The sequence below is a fragment of the Mesorhizobium sp. C432A genome (assembly GCF_030323145.1).
In the GTDB taxonomy this organism is placed as follows: Bacteria; Pseudomonadota; Alphaproteobacteria; order Rhizobiales; family Rhizobiaceae; genus Mesorhizobium.
The window spans coordinates 2,260,876-2,284,925 of the sequence record NZ_CP100470.1 but is presented as its reverse complement, the minus strand read 5'-3'; the positions used below and the strand labels follow the sequence as shown (position 1 = coordinate 2,284,925).

At 63.0% G+C, this 24,050-nt stretch carries 25 protein-coding genes and 1 pseudogene; 14 read left to right on the top strand and 12 right to left on the bottom strand.

All coding sequences use genetic code 11. The annotated features are described in order from the left end of the window. Positions 1 to 87: 87 nt before the first annotated feature. The gene (locus NLY33_RS10990) at positions 88 to 2,088 is read right to left on the bottom strand and encodes an AI-2E family transporter (protein WP_023691875.1); all 2,001 of its coding nucleotides are present in this window, start codon (positions 2,086 to 2,088) and stop codon (positions 88 to 90) included. Positions 2,089 to 2,273: 185 nt separating this feature from the next. On the opposite strand from NLY33_RS10990, the gene NLY33_RS10985 reads away from it, so the two are divergent. Beyond that, positions 2,274 to 2,507, top strand: coding sequence for a hypothetical protein (locus tag NLY33_RS10985; RefSeq protein WP_023671105.1), 234 nt, complete (start codon positions 2,274 to 2,276; stop codon positions 2,505 to 2,507). A gap of 91 nt (positions 2,508 to 2,598) precedes the next feature. Continuing rightward, positions 2,599 to 3,785: pseudogene (locus NLY33_RS29470) on the top strand (aminopeptidase). 29 nt (positions 3,786 to 3,814) lie between these two features. On the opposite strand, the gene NLY33_RS10970 reads toward NLY33_RS29470, so the two are convergent. Further along, positions 3,815 to 5,020 carry an ROK family transcriptional regulator gene (locus NLY33_RS10970; protein WP_023707591.1) on the bottom strand — a complete coding sequence of 402 codons (1,206 nt, stop codon included), beginning with the start codon at positions 5,018 to 5,020 and terminating at the stop codon, positions 3,815 to 3,817. A 145-nt stretch (positions 5,021 to 5,165) separates the two neighbouring features. On the opposite strand from NLY33_RS10970, the gene NLY33_RS10965 reads away from it, so the two are divergent. The 7 genes from NLY33_RS10965 (at position 5,166) to NLY33_RS10935 (ending at position 12,162) form a co-directional block, all read left to right on the top strand. After that, a complete protein-coding gene (locus tag NLY33_RS10965) occupies positions 5,166 to 6,431 on the top strand; it encodes an ABC transporter substrate-binding protein (RefSeq protein ID WP_023700959.1) in 1,266 nt (421 codons plus the stop codon). A gap of 80 nt (positions 6,432 to 6,511) precedes the next feature. Beyond that, a complete protein-coding gene (locus NLY33_RS10960) occupies positions 6,512 to 7,447 on the top strand; it encodes a carbohydrate ABC transporter permease (protein ID WP_023704068.1) in 936 nt (311 codons plus the stop codon). Further along, positions 7,440 to 8,345: a carbohydrate ABC transporter permease gene (locus NLY33_RS10955; protein WP_023704069.1), complete on the top strand. Its 906-nt coding sequence runs from the start codon at positions 7,440 to 7,442 to the stop codon at positions 8,343 to 8,345. The genes NLY33_RS10960 and NLY33_RS10955 overlap by 8 nt, the downstream gene beginning before the upstream one ends. Positions 8,346 to 8,427: 82 nt before the next feature. Further along, positions 8,428 to 9,534, top strand: coding sequence for an ABC transporter ATP-binding protein (locus NLY33_RS10950; RefSeq protein ID WP_023704070.1), 1,107 nt, complete (start codon positions 8,428 to 8,430; stop codon positions 9,532 to 9,534). A 29-nt stretch (positions 9,535 to 9,563) separates the two neighbouring features. Then, entirely contained in the window at positions 9,564 to 10,331 is a 768-nt protein-coding gene (locus tag NLY33_RS10945) for an SDR family NAD(P)-dependent oxidoreductase (protein WP_023700956.1), read from the top strand. Between the two features lie 26 nt (positions 10,332 to 10,357). Next, positions 10,358 to 11,350, top strand: coding sequence for a sugar phosphate isomerase/epimerase family protein (locus tag NLY33_RS10940; RefSeq protein ID WP_023704071.1), 993 nt, complete (start codon positions 10,358 to 10,360; stop codon positions 11,348 to 11,350). Further along, positions 11,350 to 12,162 (top strand): SDR family NAD(P)-dependent oxidoreductase, encoded by an 813-nt coding sequence (locus NLY33_RS10935; RefSeq protein WP_023704072.1) that lies wholly within the window; start codon positions 11,350 to 11,352, stop codon positions 12,160 to 12,162. Before NLY33_RS10940 ends, NLY33_RS10935 begins: the two co-directional genes overlap by 1 nt. A 409-nt stretch (positions 12,163 to 12,571) precedes the next feature. Here the strand turns inward: NLY33_RS10935 and NLY33_RS10930 are convergent, their stop codons facing one another. From NLY33_RS10930 to NLY33_RS10900, 7 genes are all read right to left on the bottom strand, one after another. Beyond that, positions 12,572 to 13,006 carry a hypothetical protein gene (locus NLY33_RS10930; RefSeq protein ID WP_023671095.1) on the bottom strand — a complete coding sequence of 145 codons (435 nt, stop codon included), beginning with the start codon at positions 13,004 to 13,006 and terminating at the stop codon, positions 12,572 to 12,574. A gap of 692 nt (positions 13,007 to 13,698) precedes the next feature. Beyond that, on the bottom strand, positions 13,699 to 14,247 hold the full coding sequence (locus tag NLY33_RS10925; protein WP_023704142.1) for a dihydrofolate reductase family protein: 549 nt from the start codon (positions 14,245 to 14,247) through the stop codon (positions 13,699 to 13,701). 185 nt (positions 14,248 to 14,432) lie between these two features. Then, on the bottom strand, positions 14,433 to 14,702 hold the full coding sequence (locus NLY33_RS10920) for a PilZ domain-containing protein (RefSeq protein WP_081725353.1): 270 nt from the start codon (positions 14,700 to 14,702) through the stop codon (positions 14,433 to 14,435). Between the two features lie 59 nt (positions 14,703 to 14,761). Further along, positions 14,762 to 14,971 (bottom strand): hypothetical protein, encoded by a 210-nt coding sequence (locus NLY33_RS10915; RefSeq protein WP_023671091.1) that lies wholly within the window; start codon positions 14,969 to 14,971, stop codon positions 14,762 to 14,764. 117 nt (positions 14,972 to 15,088) lie between these two features. Next, the gene (locus NLY33_RS10910) at positions 15,089 to 15,664 is read right to left on the bottom strand and encodes a DUF308 domain-containing protein (protein WP_023707588.1); all 576 of its coding nucleotides are present in this window, start codon (positions 15,662 to 15,664) and stop codon (positions 15,089 to 15,091) included. A gap of 106 nt (positions 15,665 to 15,770) precedes the next feature. Beyond that, the gene (locus NLY33_RS10905; protein ID WP_023704145.1) at positions 15,771 to 16,358 is read right to left on the bottom strand and encodes a TetR/AcrR family transcriptional regulator; all 588 of its coding nucleotides are present in this window, start codon (positions 16,356 to 16,358) and stop codon (positions 15,771 to 15,773) included. A 147-nt stretch (positions 16,359 to 16,505) separates the two neighbouring features. Next, the gene (locus tag NLY33_RS10900) at positions 16,506 to 16,880 is read right to left on the bottom strand and encodes a hypothetical protein (protein WP_023704146.1); all 375 of its coding nucleotides are present in this window, start codon (positions 16,878 to 16,880) and stop codon (positions 16,506 to 16,508) included. A 129-nt stretch (positions 16,881 to 17,009) separates the two neighbouring features. Between NLY33_RS10900 and NLY33_RS10895 the strand changes: the two genes are divergently transcribed. From NLY33_RS10895 to NLY33_RS10880, 4 genes are all read left to right on the top strand, one after another. Continuing rightward, positions 17,010 to 17,198 carry a hypothetical protein gene (locus tag NLY33_RS10895; protein WP_023671089.1) on the top strand — a complete coding sequence of 63 codons (189 nt, stop codon included), beginning with the start codon at positions 17,010 to 17,012 and terminating at the stop codon, positions 17,196 to 17,198. Between the two features lie 255 nt (positions 17,199 to 17,453). Beyond that, the gene (locus NLY33_RS10890) at positions 17,454 to 18,206 is read left to right on the top strand and encodes a DUF4142 domain-containing protein (RefSeq protein ID WP_023704147.1); all 753 of its coding nucleotides are present in this window, start codon (positions 17,454 to 17,456) and stop codon (positions 18,204 to 18,206) included. Between the two features lie 31 nt (positions 18,207 to 18,237). Then, on the top strand, positions 18,238 to 18,843 hold the full coding sequence (locus NLY33_RS10885; protein ID WP_023704148.1) for a general stress protein: 606 nt from the start codon (positions 18,238 to 18,240) through the stop codon (positions 18,841 to 18,843). A 181-nt stretch (positions 18,844 to 19,024) separates the two neighbouring features. Then, positions 19,025 to 19,645 carry a hypothetical protein gene (locus NLY33_RS10880; protein ID WP_031195989.1) on the top strand — a complete coding sequence of 207 codons (621 nt, stop codon included), beginning with the start codon at positions 19,025 to 19,027 and terminating at the stop codon, positions 19,643 to 19,645. Positions 19,646 to 19,692: 47 nt separating this feature from the next. Here NLY33_RS10880 and NLY33_RS10875 read toward each other — a convergent pair whose 3' ends face one another. From NLY33_RS10875 to NLY33_RS10865, 3 genes are all read right to left on the bottom strand, one after another. Next, positions 19,693 to 20,841, bottom strand: a complete 1,149-nt coding sequence (locus NLY33_RS10875) for an extracellular catalytic domain type 1 short-chain-length polyhydroxyalkanoate depolymerase (protein ID WP_023704150.1) — start codon at positions 20,839 to 20,841, stop codon at positions 19,693 to 19,695. Positions 20,842 to 21,048: 207 nt separating this feature from the next. Further along, the gene (locus NLY33_RS10870; RefSeq protein ID WP_023704151.1) at positions 21,049 to 22,035 is read right to left on the bottom strand and encodes an aldo/keto reductase; all 987 of its coding nucleotides are present in this window, start codon (positions 22,033 to 22,035) and stop codon (positions 21,049 to 21,051) included. 227 nt (positions 22,036 to 22,262) lie between these two features. After that, the gene (locus NLY33_RS10865) at positions 22,263 to 23,003 is read right to left on the bottom strand and encodes a FadR/GntR family transcriptional regulator (protein WP_023704152.1); all 741 of its coding nucleotides are present in this window, start codon (positions 23,001 to 23,003) and stop codon (positions 22,263 to 22,265) included. Between the two features lie 122 nt (positions 23,004 to 23,125). Between NLY33_RS10865 and NLY33_RS10860 the strand changes: the two genes are divergently transcribed. After that, positions 23,126 to 24,028, top strand: coding sequence for an NAD(P)-dependent oxidoreductase (locus NLY33_RS10860; protein WP_023704153.1), 903 nt, complete (start codon positions 23,126 to 23,128; stop codon positions 24,026 to 24,028). The last annotated feature ends 22 nt before the right edge of the window (positions 24,029 to 24,050 follow it).

Below are 24,050 nucleotides of genomic sequence, written 5' to 3'. Positions count from 1 at the left end.
TGTTCCATGGCTTGCGAGTGGGGGACGATCTTGCCGTCTCACCAGGCATTCCAGCGCCGGCGCGGCAATCTGAGACATGCGGTGCGGCTAGGCTGTTGCGGCCGTTGCCTGGGCCGGGATCCGTTTTCGAGGGGCCGGACGCCGTCGATCGCGGCGTTTCGAAACGACTTTGAGGGGAACGGCCGGCGCTGGAGAAAGTGCGCCAAGCACAGCGTTGACCATGCCGTGGGCTACGAAATCGGCGCTGATGTCGGCGGCCAAAGCTTGCCTTTCTTGCCCGACATCGCCCTGCTCTGCGTCTGACCAGAACACAATCCCAATTCTCAAACCTGCCTTGGCGCGCTTCAGTCTGCGGACCAGAAAGCGGGCATGCTTGAGCGAATCCCGGTTCAGGAAACCGACCACGACGGTGTCGATCGCCTCTAGTTCGAGACGACGAATACCTGCCGGCTCCATATCGACAAAACTGGCCTTCGCCACCGTAGCACCTTGCACCTCCAGCACCTGAGCGAGCATGGCGGCAGCGGCATCGTCGAGTTCGCCGCGACCGCCGGCACAAAGCACCGACATGTCCTTGCCGTCGGGCAGTTCGATCTCTTCCTCTTCGATGCCATCTGTTTCCTTGCTCGCGCTCCCTTCCGCGGTGGTGGTCGGCGCGTCTTCCTCGCTTGCCTCTTCCTGTGCATCGTCGGCAAGATTTGCCACAAGAATTTGGGCGCTCGCCGCCACCTGCCTTCGCTGTTGATCGCCCATCACGCCGCGCATGCGATCCTGCTCGCCCAACAGGAGAGCAGGAATGGCGACCGTGTCGTAGAAATCGATCAGGTACTTCTCCTCGAGGATCTCCTCGGCATGGTCAGTTGCCTCGTCGGGATCGCCGGCCAGGAGCCGTTGATAGAGTCGGGCGTGAGCTTCAAGGACGGGCTCGTTGCCAAACAGGACGTCGAGAAATTCGAACTGCGGAACATGTCGCCCGAGGACGACGAGGCAAACTGTCAGCGGCGTCGAAAGGACCAGGCCGAGTGGCCCCCACAACCATGTCCAGAAAATTGCCGCAACGATGATTGCCAAAGGAGAAAGTCCCGTGCGCGAGCCATAGAGCCACGGTTCGATGACGTTGCCGGTTACCAATTCCATCACGACAAACAGTGCGGCGGTCCACAGCACCAGCGACCAGCCGGGCGCAACCGCCAAGGCCAGAAACAAGGGCAGCAGCATGCCGATAACAGGGCCGATATAGGGAACGAAGCGCAGCGCCAGTGCCAGCAACCCCCACAGCAGCGCGTTGGGAATGCCGAGCACCCAAAGGCCAATCGCGATTGGTATCGCGTAGACGATGTTCACCACCAATTGCATGATCAGATAACGGCCAACCCGTTTGCCGGCATCCTGCAATGCCTGCGTTGTGCGATGGAGGTCGCCATAGCCGACGAGGCGGATAAACCGGTCGCGCAGATCCTCGCGCTCAAGCAACATGAAGATGACGACGATGATGATCAGGCCAGCTGATGCCAGCGGGCTGATCAACGGTCCGATGATGTTCTGCAATACCTCCAGAGGTCTCTCGCGGGCGACGATCTCGACGGGAACAGGCTCGCGCCGGGGCTTGTCGGCCGCAGGCGGCGCCACATCCTGCTTGTCGATCTCCTGACCGACGCGCTCGATCACCCCGCTCAGCCTGGCAATTATGCCGCCACCAACGCCCGTCTCCTTGAGGGAACGCACCTTGGTCAGAATGTTTGTCTGGTAGACGGAAATGTTCTGAGCAAGCTCGCTTACCTGGGTCGCAACAATGAAGCTGAACAGGCCCAGGGCCGCGAATGCGCCAATCACGCTCAGAAGCACTGCAGGCAGCCGAGGCAAGCCGACACGCTTCAGTGCGGAGACCATCGGCACCAGCGCAAAGGTCAAAAGCAGCGCGATGGCAATGGGAAGGAACACCTCACGACCGAAATACAGCGCAGCTACTGTCGTGACGATGGTTGCCACGGTAGGCAGAGCTGTGCGCGGATGGGCATTGCCTGCCGCAAGAATCCGTCCTAGCCCCCGCTCGGACGATGAGATGTCGTTTCGACGATTGGCAGCCACGTGATTCCCCCCGTTTCCTACCGATAGTTAGACCCATTCGCCTGCCGGGCAATGTTTAGCAGGGCCGAATACATACGTTTTGCGGTTTTGCGCCCTGGGCGCTGTGCTCCGACGGTTCAGTCGATATCGTCGGAGCCGCAAATCTGTGGTAAAGCCGCCGCCCAACCAACCAAAGGACGACATCTGTGAGCGAACCGACTGTGGCCGAAGCGACCGAAAGTATCTATGCCTCGCTGCGGGCGGACAATGCCGACATCGACGCCCATATCGCGACGCTCAAGGCAGCGCTGACACGAGAGGGCGCAAAACAGGCGGTGTTCGATCCGGCAAAATTGGCGCAGAACAACCGCTCGGGCCGTAAGTTGATGCAGGCTTATTTTCGCCAGCGCGGCGTGAGCGTGAGGTTTTCGGACCAGTAGCGCGCGGCAGCTTGGGGGAACCGCGCCTCGACGGACGGTCCGTATCTCGCTCGCTCCCGCCCTGCGGCGGACTTTCGTCAATCGTAGGCGAATGGCCGCATCGCCCTGCCCAGGTCGGTGTCGCCCCCTACCCCTGCAGCTCTTGACGGAAACCGGTGCCTCCTGTTTGAGGGTGACCAGGACGTTTGCTGCATGGGGAGATGGGCAAGGTGGGCAAACAGTGAAGCGCGTTCTTCAGATGCTTGCCGCGGCGATCATCGCGTCCGGGGCGACCGGCTGCACGAGCATTTCCTACTACGCGCAGTCGTTGCAGGGTCACACGCAGATCATGGCCGCCCGCAAAAATATTGCAAAACTCATCCGTGATCCTTCGACGCCTGAAGCATTGCGCGCCAAATTGACGTCGGCCAGCGCCATAAGAAGGTTTGCGACAGATGAGCTGGCACTGCCCGAAAACAACAGCTACCGCAGCTATGTCGACATCCATCGCGATGCCGTGACTTGGGCCGTTTTTGCCGCGCCGCAATTCTCGCTTGCGCCACGAACATGGTGCTTTCCGGTCTTCGGCTGCGTTCCATACAGGGGTTATTTCTCCCGGAAATCCGCGACTGAGAACGCAGTCGAACTTCAAAGACAGGGCTGGACGTCTATGTCTCGGGCGTCACCGCCTATTCCACGCTTGGCTGGTCGAGTGACCCGCTACTGAGCACCATGCTGCGTCAGGACGACACCTATCTCGCCAGCCTTGTTTTTCATGAGCTGGCGCATCAACGCCTCTATGTGGATGGCGATTCCGCATTCAACGAGGCGTTCGCCGTTGCCGTCGAAACCAGCGGCGTCAGGAAATGGCTCCGCGCCGCCGGCGACCGGGCCGGATTGCGCCGCTACGAAGCCGATCGCAAGCGCAGCGCCGATTTTCTTGGACTGGTGGCGAAGACGCGCGACGAGCTAAGGCAGGTCTATGGTAGTCCCCGTACCCCGGAGCAGATGGCGACTGCCAAGGCAGCCGCGATCGAGAGGATGCGGGCGCGCTATCGGCGGATGCGCGACAGGCACTGGGCGGGACACCGGGGATACGACGCCTGGTTCGCTGCCCCGATCAACAACGCCAAGCTCGCCGCAACTTCTGTCTACGGTGAACAGGTTCCGGCCTTTCTTCGCTTGTTCGACCTGTGTTCCGGCGACTATCCGAGGTTTTACGCTTCTGTCCGGCGGATCGCGGATTTGCCCAAATCGTCCCGCGCCGAAGCGCTCAAGGCTGCCGACACGTGCAATTGACTTGAACAAGCACAGGCAGGTCCTGACGATCACCCCAGCGACAGTTCCTTCGTCTGGTGTCTCAAAACGAGGCCGACCGCGCCCAGCAAGGCATCGTTCTCGGTGTGCTTGCCAACGATGATGCGCGTGCGCAGGGCGGGAGCGATATCGCGGGACTTGATCAGCGTATGGCGTTCATAGGACGCGATCAGCGGCGTCAACAGAATGTCCCCTGCCAAAGCCATGTGGCCGCCGATGATGATAAGCGGCGGATTGAGCACCGAGCCGATCAGGCCGAGACCCCGGCCGGCGATCTCGGCGGTATCCTCGATCATCCGCAACGCCCTGACGTCGCCCTGCTCGGCCATGGCGATGACATCGTCCATGGTGACTTGCCGCCCAACGACACGCGAAATCTGTTCCAGCGGCCGGGTAAAACTCGCGTAGAGCTCCAGGCATCCGCGATTGCCGCAGCGGCAAAGGTCGCCGCCGGGATCGATGCTGATGTGCCCGAATTCGCCGGCGCCGCCGGCGACGCCCGTCACCAGCCGGCCATGCTGGACAATGGCGCCGCCGACACCCAGATCGATCTTGAACAGCACGAAATCGTCCTGGCCGACGGCCGCACCCCACATCAGCTCGGCAATGGCCGCGCAGTTGCTCTCATTGTCGGCGAAGATCGGCTGTTCCAGGACGGGTCCGAACACATCTCGTATGTTGACGCCGGCCCATGTTGGAACCATGCTTGCGCGCAGCACCACTCCATCGCGGCTGACAGGGCCGGAGACGGAGACACCAACCCCCAGGAGCCCCGCCATCGGCAGACCATTTTCCCTGTAGGATTGGGCAATCGCCGATTTGACCGCCTGGGCCGCCTGTTGCGGCTGGTAGTCCAGCGCCATTGGAATATTTTGTTCGGCAATGACGGAATGCGAGACATCGGCGACGATGAGCCGTATCTGCTGAAGAGCCAGGTGAATGCCGACGCAGGTGCCCGCTGTCGGATTGAGCGTCACCGCCGCGGCTGGCCTGCCGATGCCTCTGATGCCGTCGCGGCTGGTCGGGGCTTCGATCACCATTCCAGACCTTTTCAAGCCGTTAAGCGCGGTTGACACCGTCGAGCGCGCCAGACCGGTGGCGCGTGCGATCTGCAACGCGGAGAGTGCGCCGCGCTCGCTCAGGCAGCGCACGATCATGCTCTCCGGCGACGCGGAGGGTCTGTCGATCAGCCAGGTTCTAAGCGAAGGTTTTGTCATGGCTCAACATAAACATCGTTGACTGATAGCTCCAATATGTCATCTTGGAAAGAACTCGAGATTGACGCATCTCGCCGGCGGCGGCTTCAAACCGCGGCCATAAGCGGTCGAGACGAACCGTGCAACACGATATGGGAGTGAAACGATGAAGTCCGTCATGACCGCGCTTGCGGCCGCTGCTGCGTGCACATTTTTCGCCGGGGCAGCCTTCGCCGAACCCAAGACGAACCTTTTGCACCAGTGGGCGACCGGATCGGACGCCCAGGCGATCGCCAAGCTCGGCGAGATGTTCACCGCCAAGGGCGGCAAATGGGAACAGACCTCGATCGCCGGCCACACCGCCAATACGCTGGCCAAGCTGCGCGCCGACGTGATCGCCGGCAATGCCCCGCCTGCCGTGCAGCTCAAGGGCCCTGAGATCGCCGAATGGAACGAGACCGGCATGACCGCCGATCTCGACGAGTTGGCGGCCTCGGAAGGGTGGGAGAAAGTGGTGGCGCCGGAATTGCTTCCGGTGATGAAGCCGACCGGCAAATGGGTCGCCGCGCCCATGAACATCCACCGCATCAACTGGCTCTGGGCCTCGCCCAAGGTCATGCAGGCGGCCGGCGTGGCGGAAATGCCGAAGACCTGGGCCGAGTTCAATGCGGCCTGCGACAAGATCGTCGCCACAGGCAAGATCTGCATCTCGCATTCGACCGCCGACTGGACGGATTCGACGGTGTTCGAGGTCGTGCTCTACGGCCAGGACATCGATCTCTACCGCAAGGCCTTCGTCGAAGGCGATGTCGAGTCCATGCGCAGCCCGGGGATGGTCAAGGCCTTCACGCAGATGCGCCTGATGACGAGCAGGTACATGGATCCGGGCATGGTCGGCCGCGACTGGGATTCGATGTCGGCGCTCGTCGGCAAGGGCGACGCGGCGTTCCACATCATGGGCGACTGGACGATCGGCCTTTTGACCGCCGCCGGCTTCAAGGAAGGCACCGACTATGTCTGCGCCCAGGCGCCGACCGATTGGGGCAAACCCGGCTTCATCCTCAACTCGGACTCGGTCGTGTTCTTCAAGCAGAAGGACCAGGATTACATCGACGGCCAGAAGCTGCTGGCCAGCCTGATCCTGTCGCCCGACTTCCAGACGGTCTTCAACCAGGCCAAGGGCTCGATCCCCGCACGCCTGGATATCGATCTGTCGAAGGGCTTCAATCCGTGCCAGCAGCTCTCGCAGAAGGATCTGCAGGCTTCGATCAAGGAGGGCACGCTGGTCCGCTCGATGGCGCACAATATGACCATCCCGCAGAAGATGCGCGGCGCGATCATGGACTCCATTACCGAGTTCGTGGCGACGCCGGACATGTCGCCCGAGGATGGCGCCAATGCGATGGCCGACGCGGCGGAAGCACAGAAATAGACGGGAATGGCCGGGCGCGATGCCTATCCGCCCGGCCGTCCTCCCTTTCAGTCCCGTGCTCTGCCAATGCTGTACTCTGAATGTCAAATCACGACCTGATCCTGTCGGTACCGACGCCCGCCCGCCCCTGGCGCGAGCGGCTGGGCTCCGCGATGCCCTTGCTCGTGCTCGGCCCCTCACTTGTGGCGAGCTTCGTCTACGTCTTCGTGTTCACCGGCTGGACGCTCTATATCTCGCTGTCCAACTCCTCGCTGCTGCCGACCTACGGCTTCGTCGGCCTGGACAACTACGCGTCGCTGTGGGCGAACCGGCGCTGGAACATCGCCTACAACAACCTGTTTTTCTTCAGCGCTTTCTACATCGTCGGCTCGATGGCCGTGGGACTACTGCTGGCGATCCTGATCGACCAGCGCGTGCGCGGCGAAGCGGCATGGCGCACGATCTTCCTCTATCCGCTGGCCGTCTCCTTCATCGTCACCGGCACGGTCTGGAGCTGGCTCTACAATCCGACCGACGGCATCCAGGCCATGGTGCGCGGTTTCGGCTGGACGAGCTTCAGTTTCGCACTGGCCAGCGACCGGCACTATGCGATCTACGCGGTGATCATCACCGGCGTCTGGCAAGCCTCGGGCTTTGCCATGGCGCTGTTCCTGGCCGGCCTACGCTCGGTGGATCAGGACCTCGTCAAGGCCGCGCAGATCGACGGCGCATCGACATTCCGCATCTATCGCAAGGTGCTTCTGCCAACCATTGCGCCGATCTTCCTGGCGGTCGCCGTCATCCAGATCCAGTTCGCCATCAAGACCTTCGACCTCGTGGCGGCCCTGACCAAGGGCGGCCCGGGGATCTCGACCACCTTCCCCGCCATCTACGTCTATGACCTGATGTTCCAACGCGGCCAGATCGGCGAAGGTGCGGCCGCCGCCATCATGATGCTTGCCGCTGTTGCCGTGGTGCTGGTGCCCTATTCATTCTGGGTGGTCTGGCGCCGGCGCAAGGAAGCCGGCCATGGCTGACGTCTCCCTAGACCAGTCGCTCGACCGTCGCGCTGCCGCAGTCGCGTCGCGCCGGCATTTTCTCACCCGCTTCGCCATCTATGGGCTGCTGGTCGTCTTCGCGGCGATCTACCTGGTCCCGTTGCTGGTGGTGGTGCTGAATTCATTCCGCGACCAGCAGGAGATCGCGCGCAACGGGTTGATCTCGCTGCCGCGCAGCTTCCGCCTCGATGCCTGGGGCCAGGCCTGGAGCACCTATTGCATCGGCGGCACCTGCGAGGGCATGCAGCGCAACTTCTACAACTCCCTGAAGATGACGATCCCGGCCACGATCATCTCGACGGCGGTCGGCGCGATGAACGGTTACATCCTGTCGAAATGGCGCTTCAGAGGTTCGGAAGCTTTGTTCAGCTGCATGCTGCTCGGCGTCTTCATTCCGGGCCAGATTTCGTTGATGCCGTGGGCGTTCATCCTCGGCAATCTCGGCCTCAGCAATTCGGTCTACGGGCTCGTCCTCATCCACGTTATCCAGGGCATTTCGTTCACCACTTTGTTTTGCCGCAACTACTACGTCAGCATCCCCGACGACCTGATCAAGGCGGCGCGCATCGACGGCGCCGGCTTCTGGCGCATCTTCCGCAAGATCATTCTGCCGCTCTCCTCGCCGATCCTGATCGTCACGGTGATCTGGCAGTTCACCGGCATCTGGAACGAATATCTGTTCGGCGTCGTCTTCACCTCCGGGCAGCAACAGCCGATCACGGCAGCGCTCGTCGCGCTGACGGCAAGCGGCACCAATGTGCGCGCCTACGATGTCATGAGCGCCGCCGTGCTGATCGGCGCGCTGCCGCCGCTGCTGATCTATCTCTTCGGCGGCAAGTATTTCGTTCGTGGCCTGACCCAAGGGGCGATCAAGTGAGGCGCCGTCAAGTGAGGCGCGATCCAGTGAGCGGAGCCTGTCTCCTGTCGCCGATCGTCCCGTCCGCCAAGAAGGGCATCGCATGTCGACATTGACCATCCGATCGCTGCGCAAGAACTTCGGCGCGGTCGAGGTGCTGAAGGGCATCGATCTCGAAGCGCGGAACGGCGAGTTCATCGCGCTGGTCGGACCGTCCGGCTGCGGCAAGTCCACTCTGCTGGCGATGATCGCCGGGCTCGAATCTGTTACCTCCGGCGAGATCCGCATCGACGGAAGGCTGGTCAATTCGGTGCCGCCGAAGGACCGCGACATCGCCATGGTGTTCCAGTCCTACGCGCTCTACCCGACGATGACGGTGCGCGAGAACATCACCTTCGGCATGGAAAGCCGCCGCGTCCCGAAGCCGCAGCAGGACGAGGCCGTCAGTCGAGTTGCTGCCTTCCTGCAGATCGAACCGCTGCTTGGGCGCAAGCCCGGACAGCTCTCGGGCGGCCAGCGCCAGCGCGTCGCCATGGGCCGGGCGCTGGTTCGCGATCCCAAACTGTTCCTGTTCGACGAGCCGCTTTCCAATCTCGATGCCAAGCTGCGGGTCGACATGCGCACCGAAATCAAGAAGCTGCATCACCGCGTCGGCAAGACCACGGTTTACGTCACCCACGACCAGGTCGAGGCGATGACGCTGGCGTCGCGCATCGCCGTGATGCACCAGGGCGAGGTCCAGCAATTCGACGATCCCGCCACGATCTACAACCGTCCGGCCAACATGTTCGTCGCCGGCTTCATGGGGTCGCCGGCGATGAATTTTTTGGCCGCGGAACTGAGCCAGGAAGGCGGCCGCCCGACTGTCGTCCTGCAGACCGCCGACGGCAAGACGGCCAGCCTGCCGATCGTCCAGGCGCTCCCATCCGACACGCCGCGACAGCTTGTGCTCGGCATCCGTCCCGAGCATATCTACCGCTTCGATCCCGACCTTGCGCGCCGCAAGCCGGGCATCGCGCAGATCGATGCCGTGGTCGAACTGGTCGAGCCGACAGGCGCGGAGACCATGGCCGTCCTGCGCCTGGGCGGCAAGGAAATCACCGGCCGTTTCGACCCCGACGGCACGCCGCTTATGGGCGAGACGGTGACGCTCGGCATCGACATGTCGCGTGCGTGCCTGTTCGACCCGACGACCCAACGCCTGATCTGACCGAAGCTTGATCTGAAAAGAGTTCCGCCTTGTCCTTCGCCACCTATCCGAGCCTGTCCGAGCGTGTCGTGCTGATCACCGGCGGTGCGTCGGGCATCGGCGCCGACACGGTCCGCGCCTTCTGCGCCAATGGCGCGCGCGTCGCGTTTCTCGATCTGCAGCAGGAGGCCGGCGAGCAGCTTGCCCGCGACCTCGCCGCCGCGGCAGCGCACGCGCCCCTGTTCCTGCGCTGCGACGTGACCGATATCCCCGCCCTCCAGGCCGCGATCGGCACGGTGCGCGACCGTGTCGGGCCTGTCGCGGTGCTGGTCAACAACGCCGCCGACGACAATCGCCTCTCGGTCGCCGACGTGACGCAGGAATACTGGGACCACGCCCAGGATGTGAACCTCAGGCACCACTTCTTTGCCGCCCAGGCCGTGCATCCGCACATGCAGGAATTGGGCTTTGGTTCGATCGTCAATTTTTCCTCGATCGCCTGGCGTTTCGGCGCATCAGAGATGGCGCCCTATGCGGCGGCCAAGGCTGCGGTGGTCGGGCTGACCTTCGCGCTGGCGCGGGCGTTTGGCCCCGACAACATCCGCGTCAACGCCATCGAGCCGGGCGCCGTCATCACCGACCGGCAGCGGGAGCTTTGGTACAAGACCCAAGGTTCGGTCGATCAGGTCGTGCAGCGCCAGGTGATCCGCAAGGTTCTGCTCGGCGAGGAGATCGCGCGCACGGTGCTGTTCCTCGCCGCCGACGACAGCCGCATGATCACCAAGCAGTCGATCACCGTGGATGCCGGCCTGAGATGACGACACCTGACTCAAAGGATCGCTTCATGCTCGAGGTCGGCCTGAACCCCTACGGCCTGACCTATCATCTCGGCCTCCAGGGCCGCGGCACGCCACGCGCCAATCCGCAGCCAGCGGGGCTCGAAGGTTTCATCGCGCTCGCGACCGAACTCGGCGCGCGCGTGCTGGAGATCTGGGTGCCATGGCTGAGCGAGCTTTCCGACGACGCGGTGATCGCGCTGCGCGAACGGCTCGCCGGCCTTGGCATCACGCCGGTCGTCAGCGGCGGCCTGCTGGTGGGCGAACCGCTCGACGATGCGTTTCGGGCCGCGCGCCTGCTCAAGGCCAAAATCATCCGGACGGCGCTGACGCCCATTCTCTGCGGAGACCGCAACGCCGCCGGCGAAAAATGGAGCGAGTACGTCGGCATCATTCGAGAGCGATTGGTGGAATGGGGTCCCCGCGCGAATGCCGAAGGGTATGTCCTTGCGATCGAAAACCACCAGGACTTCACCAGCCGGGAACTCGTCGAATTCTGCGCGCTAGGTGGTGACAGTGTGGGCGTCACCTTCGACACCGGCAACACGTTCCCGGTCGGCGAAGCGCCGCTCGATTTTACGAAGGTGATCGCCCCCTATGTCCGCCATGTCCACCTCAAGGACTACCGCGTGCAGTTCACGACCGAAGGCTATCGGCTGATCCGTTGTGCCATCGGCGACGGTGCGGTGCCGTTTGCCGAGCTGTTCGCCATTCTTGGCCAGCACCACGATCGCATGACCGCCGTTCTCGAACCGGGCGCCTTGGAGGCCCGGCATGTCCGCTATCTCAGCGACGACTGGTGGCGAGGCTATCCCCCGAAGACGGCGCGCGAGTTTGCCGCCTGCCTGGCGGCAGCCCAGCGCAACCGGCTGCCCGACGATGCCGACACCCGCACGCCCTGGGAGCGCGAAGACGACGTCTCACTGATTTCCTATGAGCTCGACATGATCCGGCGCAGCGCGGCCAACATGCGCAAATTTGGTTTGATGGAGAAGATCTGATGACGGCACGTGAACTCGATGGACTGACCGCCTTCGTAACCGGCTCCGGCCGTGGCCTCGGCCGCGTGATGGCCGAGCGCCTGGCGGAACTCGGCGCCAATGTCGCGATCCACGACATGGACGAAACGGCGCCGGCCAAATACGGCGAGTTCGCCAATCTCGGCGAAGTGGTCGAGCGCCTGAAGCGGCACGGCACGAAGGTCACGTCGGTGACCGGCAACATTGGCGACCAGAAGGCGGTGGCCGAGATGAAGCGCAGGATCGAGGCCGATCTCGGCGACGTCCATGTGCTGGTCAATTGCGCCGGCGGCGACATCGGCGCCAAGGGCGGCAAGCCGAACCCGAACAACGCCCTCGACATCGAACTGGACGACATCCGCGTGCTCACCGAGAACAATCTGATCGGCACGATGCTGGTCTGCCAGGCCTTCTTGCCGCCGATGAAGCAGCGCGGCGGCGGCTCCGTCATCAACATCGCCTCCGCGGCGGCACATCTCGGCTGCTCGCCCGAGGTCGTTTACTCCACCTTGAAGGCCGCGGTCGTGCATTACACGCGCTGTCTCGCCAAGGAACTGATCGACGACGGCGTGCGCATCAACGCGGTCAGCCCAGGCGCCACGAAGACGGCACGCTTCCAGGCGACCCGCACGGTCGATCCGGAGCGCATGGATTCGAGCAAGAAGTCGCTGAACCGCTATGCCGAGCCGGAGGAGATCGCCGAGGCGGTGGCCTTTCTAGCCGGCCCCCGCGCACGATTTATCAATGGGCAGGTGCTCCGCGTCGATGGCGGGTTTACGATCTTTCCGGGGTGATGGCGGGGTGCCTCGGATTTCAATTTCGGGGCCGAAAGCGGAAGGTCCGTTTTCGGGATTCCTCGGTTAAATTGCCCCCTCACGCCTCGAGCTTTTCGCAGCGTCAAAACGGCTGTGGAGGGATTGGCAGGCTATACCGCTGACGAAGCGCACATGTGACGCACCGAGGATAAGTAACCCCGCTTGGTCACGAGGGCGCTGCCGACCGGTTGGTCGAAACTGGCGCTGGTACTCGCTATTCACGAACTTGCCGATCACCCTGACGAGGTCCACTAAGCAATGGTGAACGTCATTTCTGAAGTCGCAAGCAACTCGGCCGCCCTACTCCATTGAGGTCAGCCATGCCTTCGCGGAGCCGACGCAATCTCTGCTGGAGCCTGCATGCTTCTTCAGGCGCAAGCGCTGTGTCTCAGTGCGGCATGAATCCTTTTCTCAGCCAAGCCAATATCTTGCTCCCATTGAGGACCCTGCGGACACGCCCGGCGGCCCAGCCAGCCTGCATGGTGGCGCCGGTGTGGCAACTGCAGACGATCTCATGCAACTGCCAATCGGAGAGTTCGAAGAAGCGTCTGGCTTCCCCGTAGGTATCCGATTGCATGCCCGATGCACGCAGCAGTGGATCGTCAAAGGCGACACTGATCGCCGATCCGACCGCGCGCGCTTCTCCGCGGACAGAGGGATGCAGATGCTCAGTCCCGGTGAGAGCCACAAGGGAGCGCGTCGGATTTCGATAGAGCAGTTCCGCCCACCGCTCTATCCGTTGCGTCCTTGTAGCCAGCAGAGCCGGCGATAGTGGACTGATGTCCGCGACTGACTGGAGTTGATCGAGTGTCTGGTGCTTCATGACTGCCTCCTGTTGGCCGTTCCAATCCCTAGGCCTTTGCTGCAGGATTGGCTCACACGCTAAGCCGCCTCGTAAAGGAGCGGCGGCCGATCAGGTGTTGCCACCAATCGCCACAGGCACCACGCGGCGGCATCTGCAGCGACACCAACTGCATTCCTTCGCCAATGTTCCAGCGGGATGAAAAAAACTGTGCGGCCGGCCGACCCGACGGACCCGGCTGGCGCACGCAGGATCCTGAACTGCTGGACGATGATGACGCAGGCCTGGAAAGGCGGCTAGGTTGGACCTTGCTTTTCAGGCTTGACCATGATGTTTCACTACCCGCTCGGTCATCGCGGGAAGGCCAGGAGCAGAGCCGCTGGCAACGGTGAGTTGCGGACCAGGGCGGGCGGTGGAGGACGACGCCCTTGGGCCGCCAGGTCACTGAAGGACCAACCCAAGCGGCGCTTCGGGCGTAAAAGCGATGTCCTTGTAGGTCTGCAATGTCTGCTTATGGAGGAACGGCGGCAAGGCCTCTTTGACCGGCGTGGGGCGCATTGCTGACCGGCAGATTTTCGGCCGACAGCAGACCCTCTGCTGCTTGGGTACCCAGCACGCAAGCTGACATGTGAGACCTCGGTGCGAAGGCCGGGACCAGGCCCACTGCGAACGTACGTGTTGGTTCGCATGTTGGCGCTGAAGCGCCTCATCGTTCAGCCTCGCGGCACATAGATCATATGAACCGTATCGTCATCGATCAATGTGCTCGACACCAGTTGCAGCGGAGGCCTTGCCTCGTGGAAGAAAGGCTTGCCCTTGCCGAGCACGAACGGCCTCACGTGCAGGTGATATTCCTCAATCAGGCCCAGCCCGGTCATAAGACCGGCCAGTTCCGGACCGGAAACGCTCAGGATACCCTCCTTGCGGGCCGCGATCTCGCGAATCTGCGTTTCAATATCGCCGGAGATGAGGGTGGCGTTCGGGCCGACCCGTGAAAGTGTGCGCGAAACGACCCATTTGGGCAGCTTGCGCCAGAGTGTCGCGAACTGGCGAAGCGAAGCATCCCATTCCGCGTGATCATCGTCCCAATAGCGCATGACCTCGTACATCCGGCGGCCATACACAGCGCCGGCATGGTTGCGAATCGTCTCGATCCAGTACTCGAAGTGCTTCTGGCTTGGTGCGCCCATGACCAGATTTCCGGCAAGGTCATCGACATAGCCATCGATGGAAACGTTCATTCCCAAGATAAGTTTGCCCAAAAGCAGCGCCTTCACCTAGTGGGTCCACGGACCAACCGCTTGTAATGCAAGCGGTCAGAGGCTATCGCAACTGATTGCAAATCGCAAGCAGCATGGAAGGAAGCGTTCGTGCCGCAAACGAGCCCTGCCTTGTCCCATCAACCCTGCACTTGAACAGCTGGGTGATCCGTCCCGGCTACCGCCATCTACGCCTGCCGTCCCGAATCGAGTTGCACCCCAAGTCGCTCGTTCCGTCTCCACCGCACCACGGCGCGATAGCTGGTATGATCGACCGGCACGTGAAGCACGAAACGGTCGGGGATTGCGATATCGGCCTTCACCCGCAGCTCCGCACCGTGGGCGTGCTGGTTGCAAACCAGACAATTGATACTGGCGTCGCCAACGCGGATTGTCGCTTCCTTCAGAACAAGATCACGGATATGCGACCGTCGCTCTATCGGTGGGTCAGTCGGCATTGCCTTATCCCTCTGATGTGACGACCTGAAACTCTTCTGAACCCGGAATGGAAAGCGCACTACCGGCCCAGCGGTTGCCTCGAAAGACTGACGAGCTCGGCTTCGTCGACCACGCCGGCCATATAGTTCGCGATAATCCGGGATGCGATGGCGTCGCGTGCTTCGGGCGACTGACCGTCGCGCTTAAGCTGCTCGAATACACGGCCCAACAGCTCGAGTTCGGATGGCTGCAAAACGCCGGCCTCGGTGGCTTTGCGTCGAATGGGCATTTGTGATCCTCCACTACGGTCAACAACATACGACCGCGGCAGGGAAACTCAACTCACCTGTCGAGGGCGCCGCGCGGGCGGCGCCGACCACAAATCCCGTTTCGAACGATCGGCGCCTCAGCCGGCGGCCTCAGCCGCCTTGCGCCGCGCGTCGCTCACCGTCAGCCAGGCTGCCGAGACCAGGAAGTAAAAGGCGCCGAACGCGGCATAGGGCGCGACATCGGTGATGCCGACCGTCGCAGCGCTGCCAGCCATCCTCACAAAAAAGATGCCGGCCAGCGCCGACTGGGCGCCACTCAGCACCATTGCCCACTGCGCGCCGGACTTCCAGCGCCGGACTGCGGTTGCCAACTGAAAAAGGCCCGACAGGACCGCCCAGACGCCGAACACCGCGAGCACCGCATTCATGCTTTTGCCCAGAGCAATGGCGACCGCCGCCGTGGTGATGATGCTGATGACCAAATTCAGCAGCTGCGTCTTGTTGCGGCTTAGCCCGCCGCTGCGCTGGGCGTCGACGAAATTGGCCAGCGCATCCCAGGCGGGATAGGCGACCAACATGATGGCTGCCAGGGACGTCATTGTCCTGGAGGCAGTAAAGGCCAGCAGCACCCAGGCCGCCGCCACGGCAAAGCGTATGAAATAGTAGCTCTTGAGCCACGAGGATTGGTTGGCTTCATTCGTCTTGACAAGCATTTTCGGATTTTCCTTTTTGTGTTTACCTACTAGAAGGTAGGTACGATGGATGCGTCGAAGAGAATTCGGCGGAGGGGCTCGCCGCCCCTGTCGCGCAAATTCCCTGTTAGTGAACCTTCCGAGACAGACGCTGAACGGTCGGCGTCAGAATGGCGCCGAAGATGGCGGGGTTGCCATAGGCGCGCGCGGACAGCATGGCGCCATGAACGGTCGCCATGAAGGTCTCTGCCTCCAGCTCCGCCGAGCCTGCAAATCCGAGAACCCCCTGCTCGGCGCCGCGCTCCATGACCCTGGTCAACCAGGACGACAGAAACCTGAAGTAAGCCCGCACTTCGACGGCAATTTCAGCCGGGAGCGCCGGGAGTTCGCTGGCAAGCAGCGCGCAGACGCAAAACGGAACGCTCGCATCCTCGATGCATTTTGCCCAGTAGTCGGCATAGGTCTGAAGCAGTGCAAGCGGGTCTGGGAGTTTACTTTCCAGATCTGCCATGCCGGCCTCGGTACGCTCGCGATGGCGCGCCACAAGCGTGCGGACAAGATCGACCTTGCTGGGGAAATGATGGTGGATGCTCGCCTTGCGGATCCCCACCTCGCCGGCGATATCGGCATAGCTGAATCCGTTGTAGCCGCCGGCCACGATGAAGTTTCGCGCGGACGCCAGAATCTGATCGGAGGTCGCCACAAGGTTGCTCATGGCGTTTACCTACCTACTAGTAGGACTAGCCGTCAACGCCGAATTTCGGAGCGGGGAGCTTTTCACTCAAGCGATACTGATCTGGCGTCCATAAATACAAGGCCCGCCGGCAAAGCCGGCGGGCGCAATAGGTCGTAAGATACCTCGCTAGAACCAGCCTCGGTCGCGTTCCTGGCTTTGCCCGAGCAGCATGCCGATCAACAACCCGGCAATGCCACCAAGCACGAAAGCGCTGCTGATGGTGCCGGGATTTTGCTGGACGGCTTCGGACACCGTCTGCGCCTGCGATCTCAGCTGCTGCGTTGCCCGTGCCGCGCGCTCGGTCGCGCTGCCGTACCAGCCGCCGGCTTCGCCGACGGCATCTTCTGCGCGGTCGGCAAGCGTCCGGTTGATCTTGCTGATCTCGCGCCTCAGCGATGCGACCTGCTTCTCCAGGGCCTCCTGGGCCTCTCGGGCGGAAATCTTCGGGGTGTCCTTGGGGGTGTCCTTCGCGGTGTCCTTCGGGGTGTCGTTGTCGGCCATGGCTGTTCCTTTCGTTGAGGCAGGGGGAACGGCCAACGGACAAGGATGGTTCCGCTGCCTGCGTCACAGTCATTCGCCCGGCCGGCCGCTAACTTTGGGAACACTCTCCCGATCCAACGGTTGTGGCTGATGGAGGGCACGCATTTGTCGAATCGATCGAGCCATGCTGAAACGCTGCGGACGGTCTCCGACCTGCTGCACCGCGCCCGCCGTGTCATTCGCGACGGCGGCCATGCGGCGGCGATGTTCGAAATAGACACGCTGCTGCAGGTCGCACAAACAGAGGTTGCGCGCCGCCTCGAACGCAACGATCGCTGAACTTCGATAGGTCACCGCGGTGTTCACTTGCCGGCGGCGAAGGGCCTCGTTTCCCTTTTTGATCGACTTGCAAGGCGCCCATCGAGCGGGTCGCCGTCCTCAGCGTCGGCATGGCAAAGGCGCAAAAAGCCGCTGACGAGGGGCCATCATCGCGGCATCGACCCTCCCGGTTATAACGCTTGGGCGGCGGAACAAAGCTTGGCCGCACTGGTTAGGCTCACAGCACGATGTGTGCCCCAACGAGGATCTCTGTCCATGAAAACACGTGTTCTTCTAGCTTCGCTGGCCACCGCCACAGCCATGGTCTTCGCCCTGCCCGCCTTCGCCGCCGACAGTGCTCAGGACTTTGTCGACAAGGCTGCCATCGGCGGCCTGTTCGAAGTGGACTCCAGCAAGATCGCAGAAGGCAAGGCCCAGGATCAAGGCGTCAAGGATTTCGCCAAGAAGATGATCGACGATCACGGCGCCGCCAACGCCAAGCTTGCGACCATCGCCGGCGAACAGAAGCTGAAAGTGCCGACGGAGCTGGACGCCAAGCACAAGGCCGATCTGGAGGCTCTGCAGAATGCCAACGATGCCGTCGACAAGCCCTATGTCCAGATGCAGCGCGATGCGCATTCGGAGGCGGTCACGCTGTTCGAGAGCTACGCCAAGGACGGCGACAACGCGCAGTTGAAGACCTTCGCCTCCGAGACCTTGCCGACGCTCAAAATGCATCAGGAAATGGTCGAGAAGATCGCTTCCGCCGACAATGCATCGTCGACCACCAGCTCCACCACCCCGGCCGTGAGCACGACCGACACCACCAATCCGGCCGCCCCGATCCCGGGTGCCAACAGCTTCACCGAGGATCAGGCGAAGAGCCGCATTCAGGATGCCGGCTTCTCCGGCGTGTCCAAGCTGACCAAAGACGACCAGGGCATCTGGCGCGGTCAGGCCACCAAGGATGGCAAGACCACGACCGTGGCGCTCGATTATCAGGGCAACGTCGTTGCCGGCGCCAACTGAACCTCTGAACCAGATCGAGGAGATCAAGACCATGAAAACCGTAACCGGACTTTTCGACAACTACGATGATGCCTCCGATGCCGTCGGCGAACTGGAGGCAATCGGAGTGCCGCAGGCCGACATCAGCATCGTCGCCAACAATTCGGATGACTGGTACGACGACGGCGACACTTCCAACGCCGCCGAGGATGCAGCCGGCGGCGCCGGTCTTGGAGCCGTCATTGGCGGCGCCGGCGGGCTTCTGACAGGGCTCGGCATCATGGCCATTCCTGGCGTCGGTCCGGTCGTGGCCGCAGGATGGCTGGCCGCCACCGCGGTCGGCGCCGTTGGCGGCGCGGTCGTCGGTGGCGCTGCCGGTGGCATCGTCGGGGCGCTGACCGAGTCAGGCGTCCCCGAAAGGGATGCGCATGTCTATGCGGAGGGCGTTCGCCGCGGTGGCACGATGGTGACCGCCAGGGTCAGCGACGAACTCGCCGATGAGGCCGAGCGTATTCTTGGCGAGTCCAACTCGGTCGATCTGCAAGACCGCCGACGCGCCTACGAAGCCGGTGGCTGGACCGGCTTCGATGCCAATGCCGACCCCTACACCGACATCGAGGCCGAGCGCGACAGAACGCGCAACGCCAGCCCACTTTGATCATCGAGCCCCGCCGCCATACGGCGGCGGGGCCAAGGGTGCTGTCGGCGCGCTGCGAGCGACATTCAATTTCGGCCATAAGGGGCGGGTCTATTCGGACCTGCCCCTTTTCGCTGTTGCCTTGGCTTGACCGGCTCTTGCCGTGTTAGCATCGAACCAACGGAACCAGCCCCAGGAAAGCATGAGCCCGTCCCCGCAACTGATTGCCGAATGGCCGTTGTCGCCGTCAGCGACACTCGGGTCCGCCGTGCGCTCCAAGGGGATCGAACGTGAAGTCAGAGCCCGCCTGCCATGGGCAGTCAGGAAGCACGTCAAGGCCGAGACGGGCCGCATCGCATTGCGAATGTCGAAATCCGAAGCGGAAGCGTTCAAGGCCGCCTCTGCCAGCATCTCCAAAACACTGGAGGGAGTGGAGGCGCTGCCTGTGCTTCCGCGCGAGGTCGAGGATATCCTTACGATCTCTTCGCGCGAGCGCCACAAATGGCTCAAGGACGGTCGGCTGCAAAGCACCGGCACACGTACCGTCAAGATGCGTGGGCGATCAAAGTCTGTCACCTTCCACGTTTTCGACCCGCGCCACATCGAAGACGTCCTGGACCGCGATTTGGCAACAGTCTGGAGAGAGCAGGATGTCCAGGAAGTCGCCGAGAACAGGCGGCGCGGCGCGGGCAAGGCCGCGTTGACGCGCGCGGGAAAGGGCACCGGCCAAGCGCGCACTGCGAGGAACGCCCGGGACACGGAGGGCCCGCCGCCCGGACTGAAGGGCTGGGATGCGTTCGAGGACGAAGGCCTGCTGCGATAATGATGCTGGTGCTTGCCCTTGTCCTTCGTGCGGGGCGAGCCTCCGCCTCAGCGCATCAATCCCGCTGCCCGCAGCGCGTCCTCGATGACCTTGGTAATCCCGCCCGCCGGACCGCCTGGCGGATTGACAGGCTCCGGGGCCGGATCGACACGGACAGCTCGCGGTTTTTCCTTCGGCGAGAAAGGCTGCAATGCAGTGCCTGAAGCGGCCTCGGCTTTCGCCGTGCGTCGTACCTCTGGCTTCGTCAGCCCCCAGAAACGGGCGATGTGGCGCGTCGAGGAAATCCCGACATCCAACATGAACGGCCCTGCTTTGCCGAGAGCATTGTCGCCGCTCGCCTGCAATGGTGTGCCATGGCCCATGCCGGCAATGCTGTATGCCTCGACCACGTCGCGGCCTTTGCCATCGGACCAGACTTTTCGGCTCTGACCGTCGACCTTTTCCGTGCGTGTCGGCGCTTGAGCGAGGCCGTGCACGCCCTGCCATTGCGCCAGCACCGCGTCGGCATTGGAAGGCACCACGGTCGTATCGGCCGAGCCCTGCCAGACCGAAATCCTCGGCCACGGCCCCTTGTGCGGCGAAGCTTCCCGCAACAGACGCTGCAGGTCGCTTCTGGACGGTCCGCCATGACCACGCATGCGGTCGAAGGCTTCGGGGATGGTCGAGGCGCTGCCATAGGCAAGCCCGGCAATGATCGCGCCACCGGCAAACACGTCCGGGTAGGTCGCCAGCATCACCGCCGCCATGGCGCCGCCGGCGGAAAGACCGGTGACGAATATCCGCTTGCGGTCGAGACCGTGGGTGACCACCGCCGCCTCGATCATCTGGCGGATGGACAGCGCCTCGCCGCTGTCGCGGCTTATATCGCCTGGCACGAACCAGTTGAAGCAAAGATTGGCGTTGTTGGCGCGCTGCTGCTCGGGGAAAAGCACGGCAAAACCCTGCTCGTCGGCGAGTTCGGTCCAGCCGGAACCATGGTCGTAGCCGGCGGCAGTCTGGGTACAGCCATGCAGCACCACGACCAGCGCCGCCTGCTTCGGTAGGTTTTCAGGACGATAAAACCGCGCGCGCAAGGCGCCGGGATTGGACCCGAACCCTGTCATCTCGGACAGGTGATCGTCCTTGCTCTGTCCTGCACCGGCTGGCCGGCCGCGCATCGCGCTCAGCCGGGCGATCGTATCGGATATGTCTCGCAAATCGTTATCCTTGCGCGCCGGAATGGGCAGACTCGTGCACACAACGCACACGCAGCAATATCGTTGCTGCACTGCACAATAACAAGCGGCACGGCCGATTAAATGACCGGTGGATCAAAGGATCCGCTGCACAGCTTGTAACGACGAGCGCAATTTTGCCCGGCTGGCCTCTGGTCAGTCAGCCGGTCGAGGGCGGCAGGCGCTGGCTCACCAGCGCTGATGCACGTAGGGCTTGATGTTCTCGTCGTAGACCGCCTTCACCTTGGCCATCAACTCGGAGGACAACGGCGCAAGCTCCGCCGCTTCCGCATTGGAAACCGCCTGCGCCGGATTGCGGGCGCCGGGAATGACGACCGTCACAGCGTCGAACATCAGGATCCAGCGCAGAGCGAATTTCGCCATCGTGGTGTCGCCTGACACCAGCGGCCGCACCTTCTCGACGGCCGCCAGGCCGACCTCATAGGGCACGCCCGAAAACGTCTCGCCGACATCGAAGACTTCGCCATTCCTGTTGAACAGGCGATGATCGGTGCTCTCGAACTTGGTGTCCGCCTTGAACTTGCCTGACAGCAGGCCGCTGGCCAGCGGCACCCGGGCGATGATGGCGACATCGTTCTTTTTCGCCTCAGCGAAGAACAGCTCGGCCGGGCGCTGGCGGAAGGCGTTGAAGATGATCTGCACGCTGACGACACCGGGATATTGCATCGCCTTCAGCGCCTCTTCGACGCGCTCGACGCTGACGCCGTAATTGCGGATCTTGCCCTGCTCGGTGAGCTTGTCGAGACGCTCGAACACCTCCGGATGATAGTAGAGATCGGTCGGCGGGCAATGCAGTTGCACCAGGTCCAGCGTGTCGGTCTCGAGGTATTTCAGGCTGCGGTCGATCCAGCCGGTGAGGTTCTCGACGCTGTAGCCCTCGACCGTCTGCTTCGGCAGCCGCCGTCCGGCCTTGGTGGCGATGAACGGGCGCCCGCCGCCGCGTTCCTTCATCACCCGTGCGATCAGCTTTTCCGAACGGCCGTCGCCATAGACGTCGGCGGTGTCGAGGAAGCTGACGCCGGCATCGAGCGCGGCATGCAGGGCGGCGACCGCATCGTCGTCATTTACCTCGCCCCAGGCGGCGCCGATCGCCCAGGCGCCGAAGCCGATCTCGCTGACTGATCTGCCGGTACGGCCAAATTTCCGTGACTGCATTTTGCTTCCTGACTTGCGGCTTTGATGACGGTTCTGATTTCGGGAGCCTCATACCGCATGGCAACGCGATTGACATCCCTCTTCCCTGGATTTACCAGATCACAGGGTTGTATGACAACCCGGTAAGATTGCAACGATTTCGAGCCGGGAGGAACATGTCGCTGATTCGCGAACTCGATCTCCGACGGGGTCGCCGGATGAGCAGTCAGTCAACCGTGGTTGGCTCCCTAATCGTGAACAGCCTTGTCGCGCAGGTCCTCGAAGCGGGCATAGCTTTTGGTCAGATGGCTGCGCATGGCGCGCCGCGCGGCGTTGACGTCCCTGGCTTCGATTGCCCCGAGAATGGCGCGATGCTCGCGCTGCATGCGGTCGAGATATTTTTCCCGCTCGGCCTCCGTCATGCGGTCGAGCCGCGTCCAATGGCGCGGGACCATGGCGCTGCCGAACGTATCGAACAGCCGGGTGAAATTCGGGTTCTGCGTCGCCGCCAGAATGGCGCGGTGGAAGCCGAAATCCTCTTCCGAGCCGGAGCCGCCGGCGCGCACCGCCGCCTCCAGCGCGTCGAGCCGCGCGCTCATCTGCTGGAGCGCTGCCTCGCTGCGCCGTTCGGCGGCGAGGCCTGTCGCTTCGACCTCGATGCCCATGCGCAGTTCGAGCACGCGCAGCACCTCGTCGATCGATTCGAGATCGTCGGGCAGCACGGAAAACGTCTTCGGCGGCGGATCCTTGGCGACGAAGGCGCCGAGCCCCTGGCGCGTGGTAATCAGCCCGCGCGCACGCAGCGCCGCCAGCGCCTCGCGCACCACGGTGCGGCTGACGCCCGTGGCAGCAACAATCTCCTGCTCGGTCGGCAGCCGCTGCCCCGGCGCAAGGTCACCGGATTCGATCTGCGCAATCAGCGTGTTGACCAGACCCGTCCGCAGGTTGGGCGCCTGCGGTATGGCGTCGAAAGTCATGGGCTCCGCCATCGGTGGCACTCCGGTTCGATTCTTGTTCGAAGGCCGAATCTTATTCAAAGAATTGCATCGACAGGTGCTCGCCGCAAGGTGACGAAAATTCGGCCCGTCGGCACGGGCCATGGGAGGATTGCATGAAAGAACGCATCGGTTTCATCGGCCTGGGCAGCATGGGCGCCGGCATGGCCGACAATCTGCTGCGCAAGGGCTGGCCGCTGACGGTGCATGTCCACCGCAGCCGCACGGCCGCCGACCGGCTGATCGCCGCCGGCGCCACCGAAGCGCCAAGCCCGCGCGCGCTCGCCACCGCGAGCGACATCGTCATCCTGTGCGTCACCGGCTCGCACGAGGTCGAAGCGCTGGTCAAAGGCCAGGATGGCCTTGCTGCGGCAGCTAAGCCGTTGCTGATCATCGACTGCTCGACCTCCAACCCCTCATCGACGACAGCGCTTGCCGCCGACCTCGCGGAGCAGGGCATGACGCTGATCGACGCGCCGCTGGCGCGCACGCCCAAGGAAGCCGCCGAGGGCAAGCTCGACGTCATGGTCGGCGATGCGGCCGAGATCGTCGCCCGAGCGCGGCCGGTGCTCGAAGCCTTCGCCGCGCGTGTCGTCCACACCGGCCCGACCGGCAGCGGCCACACCATGAAGCTGCTCAACAATTTCGTTTCGATGGGCTATTCCGCGATCTATTCGGAAGCGCTGAGCCTCGGCGCCAAGGCCGGCCTGACGCCGCAGGTCTTCAACAGCGTCATCTCCGGCAGCCGCATGGATTGCGGCTTCTACCAGGCCTTCTTCGATTTCGTCTTGAACCGCAACGAAAACGCCCAGCGCTTCGCCATCGCCAATGCGCTGAAGGACATGACCTATCTCGCCTCCTTCGCCCACGCCGCCGGCATCGCCAACCCGATCGGCGCCGCTGTGCGCAATGGGTTCGCCACGGCCGTCACAACAGGCCATGGCGAGAAGTTCGTGCCGGCGCTGTCGGATATTGTGGCGGGGTTGAATGGGGTGTCGCTTTTGGAGGCGGCGGAGTGATAGCGAAGCATGGGCAGGCCTC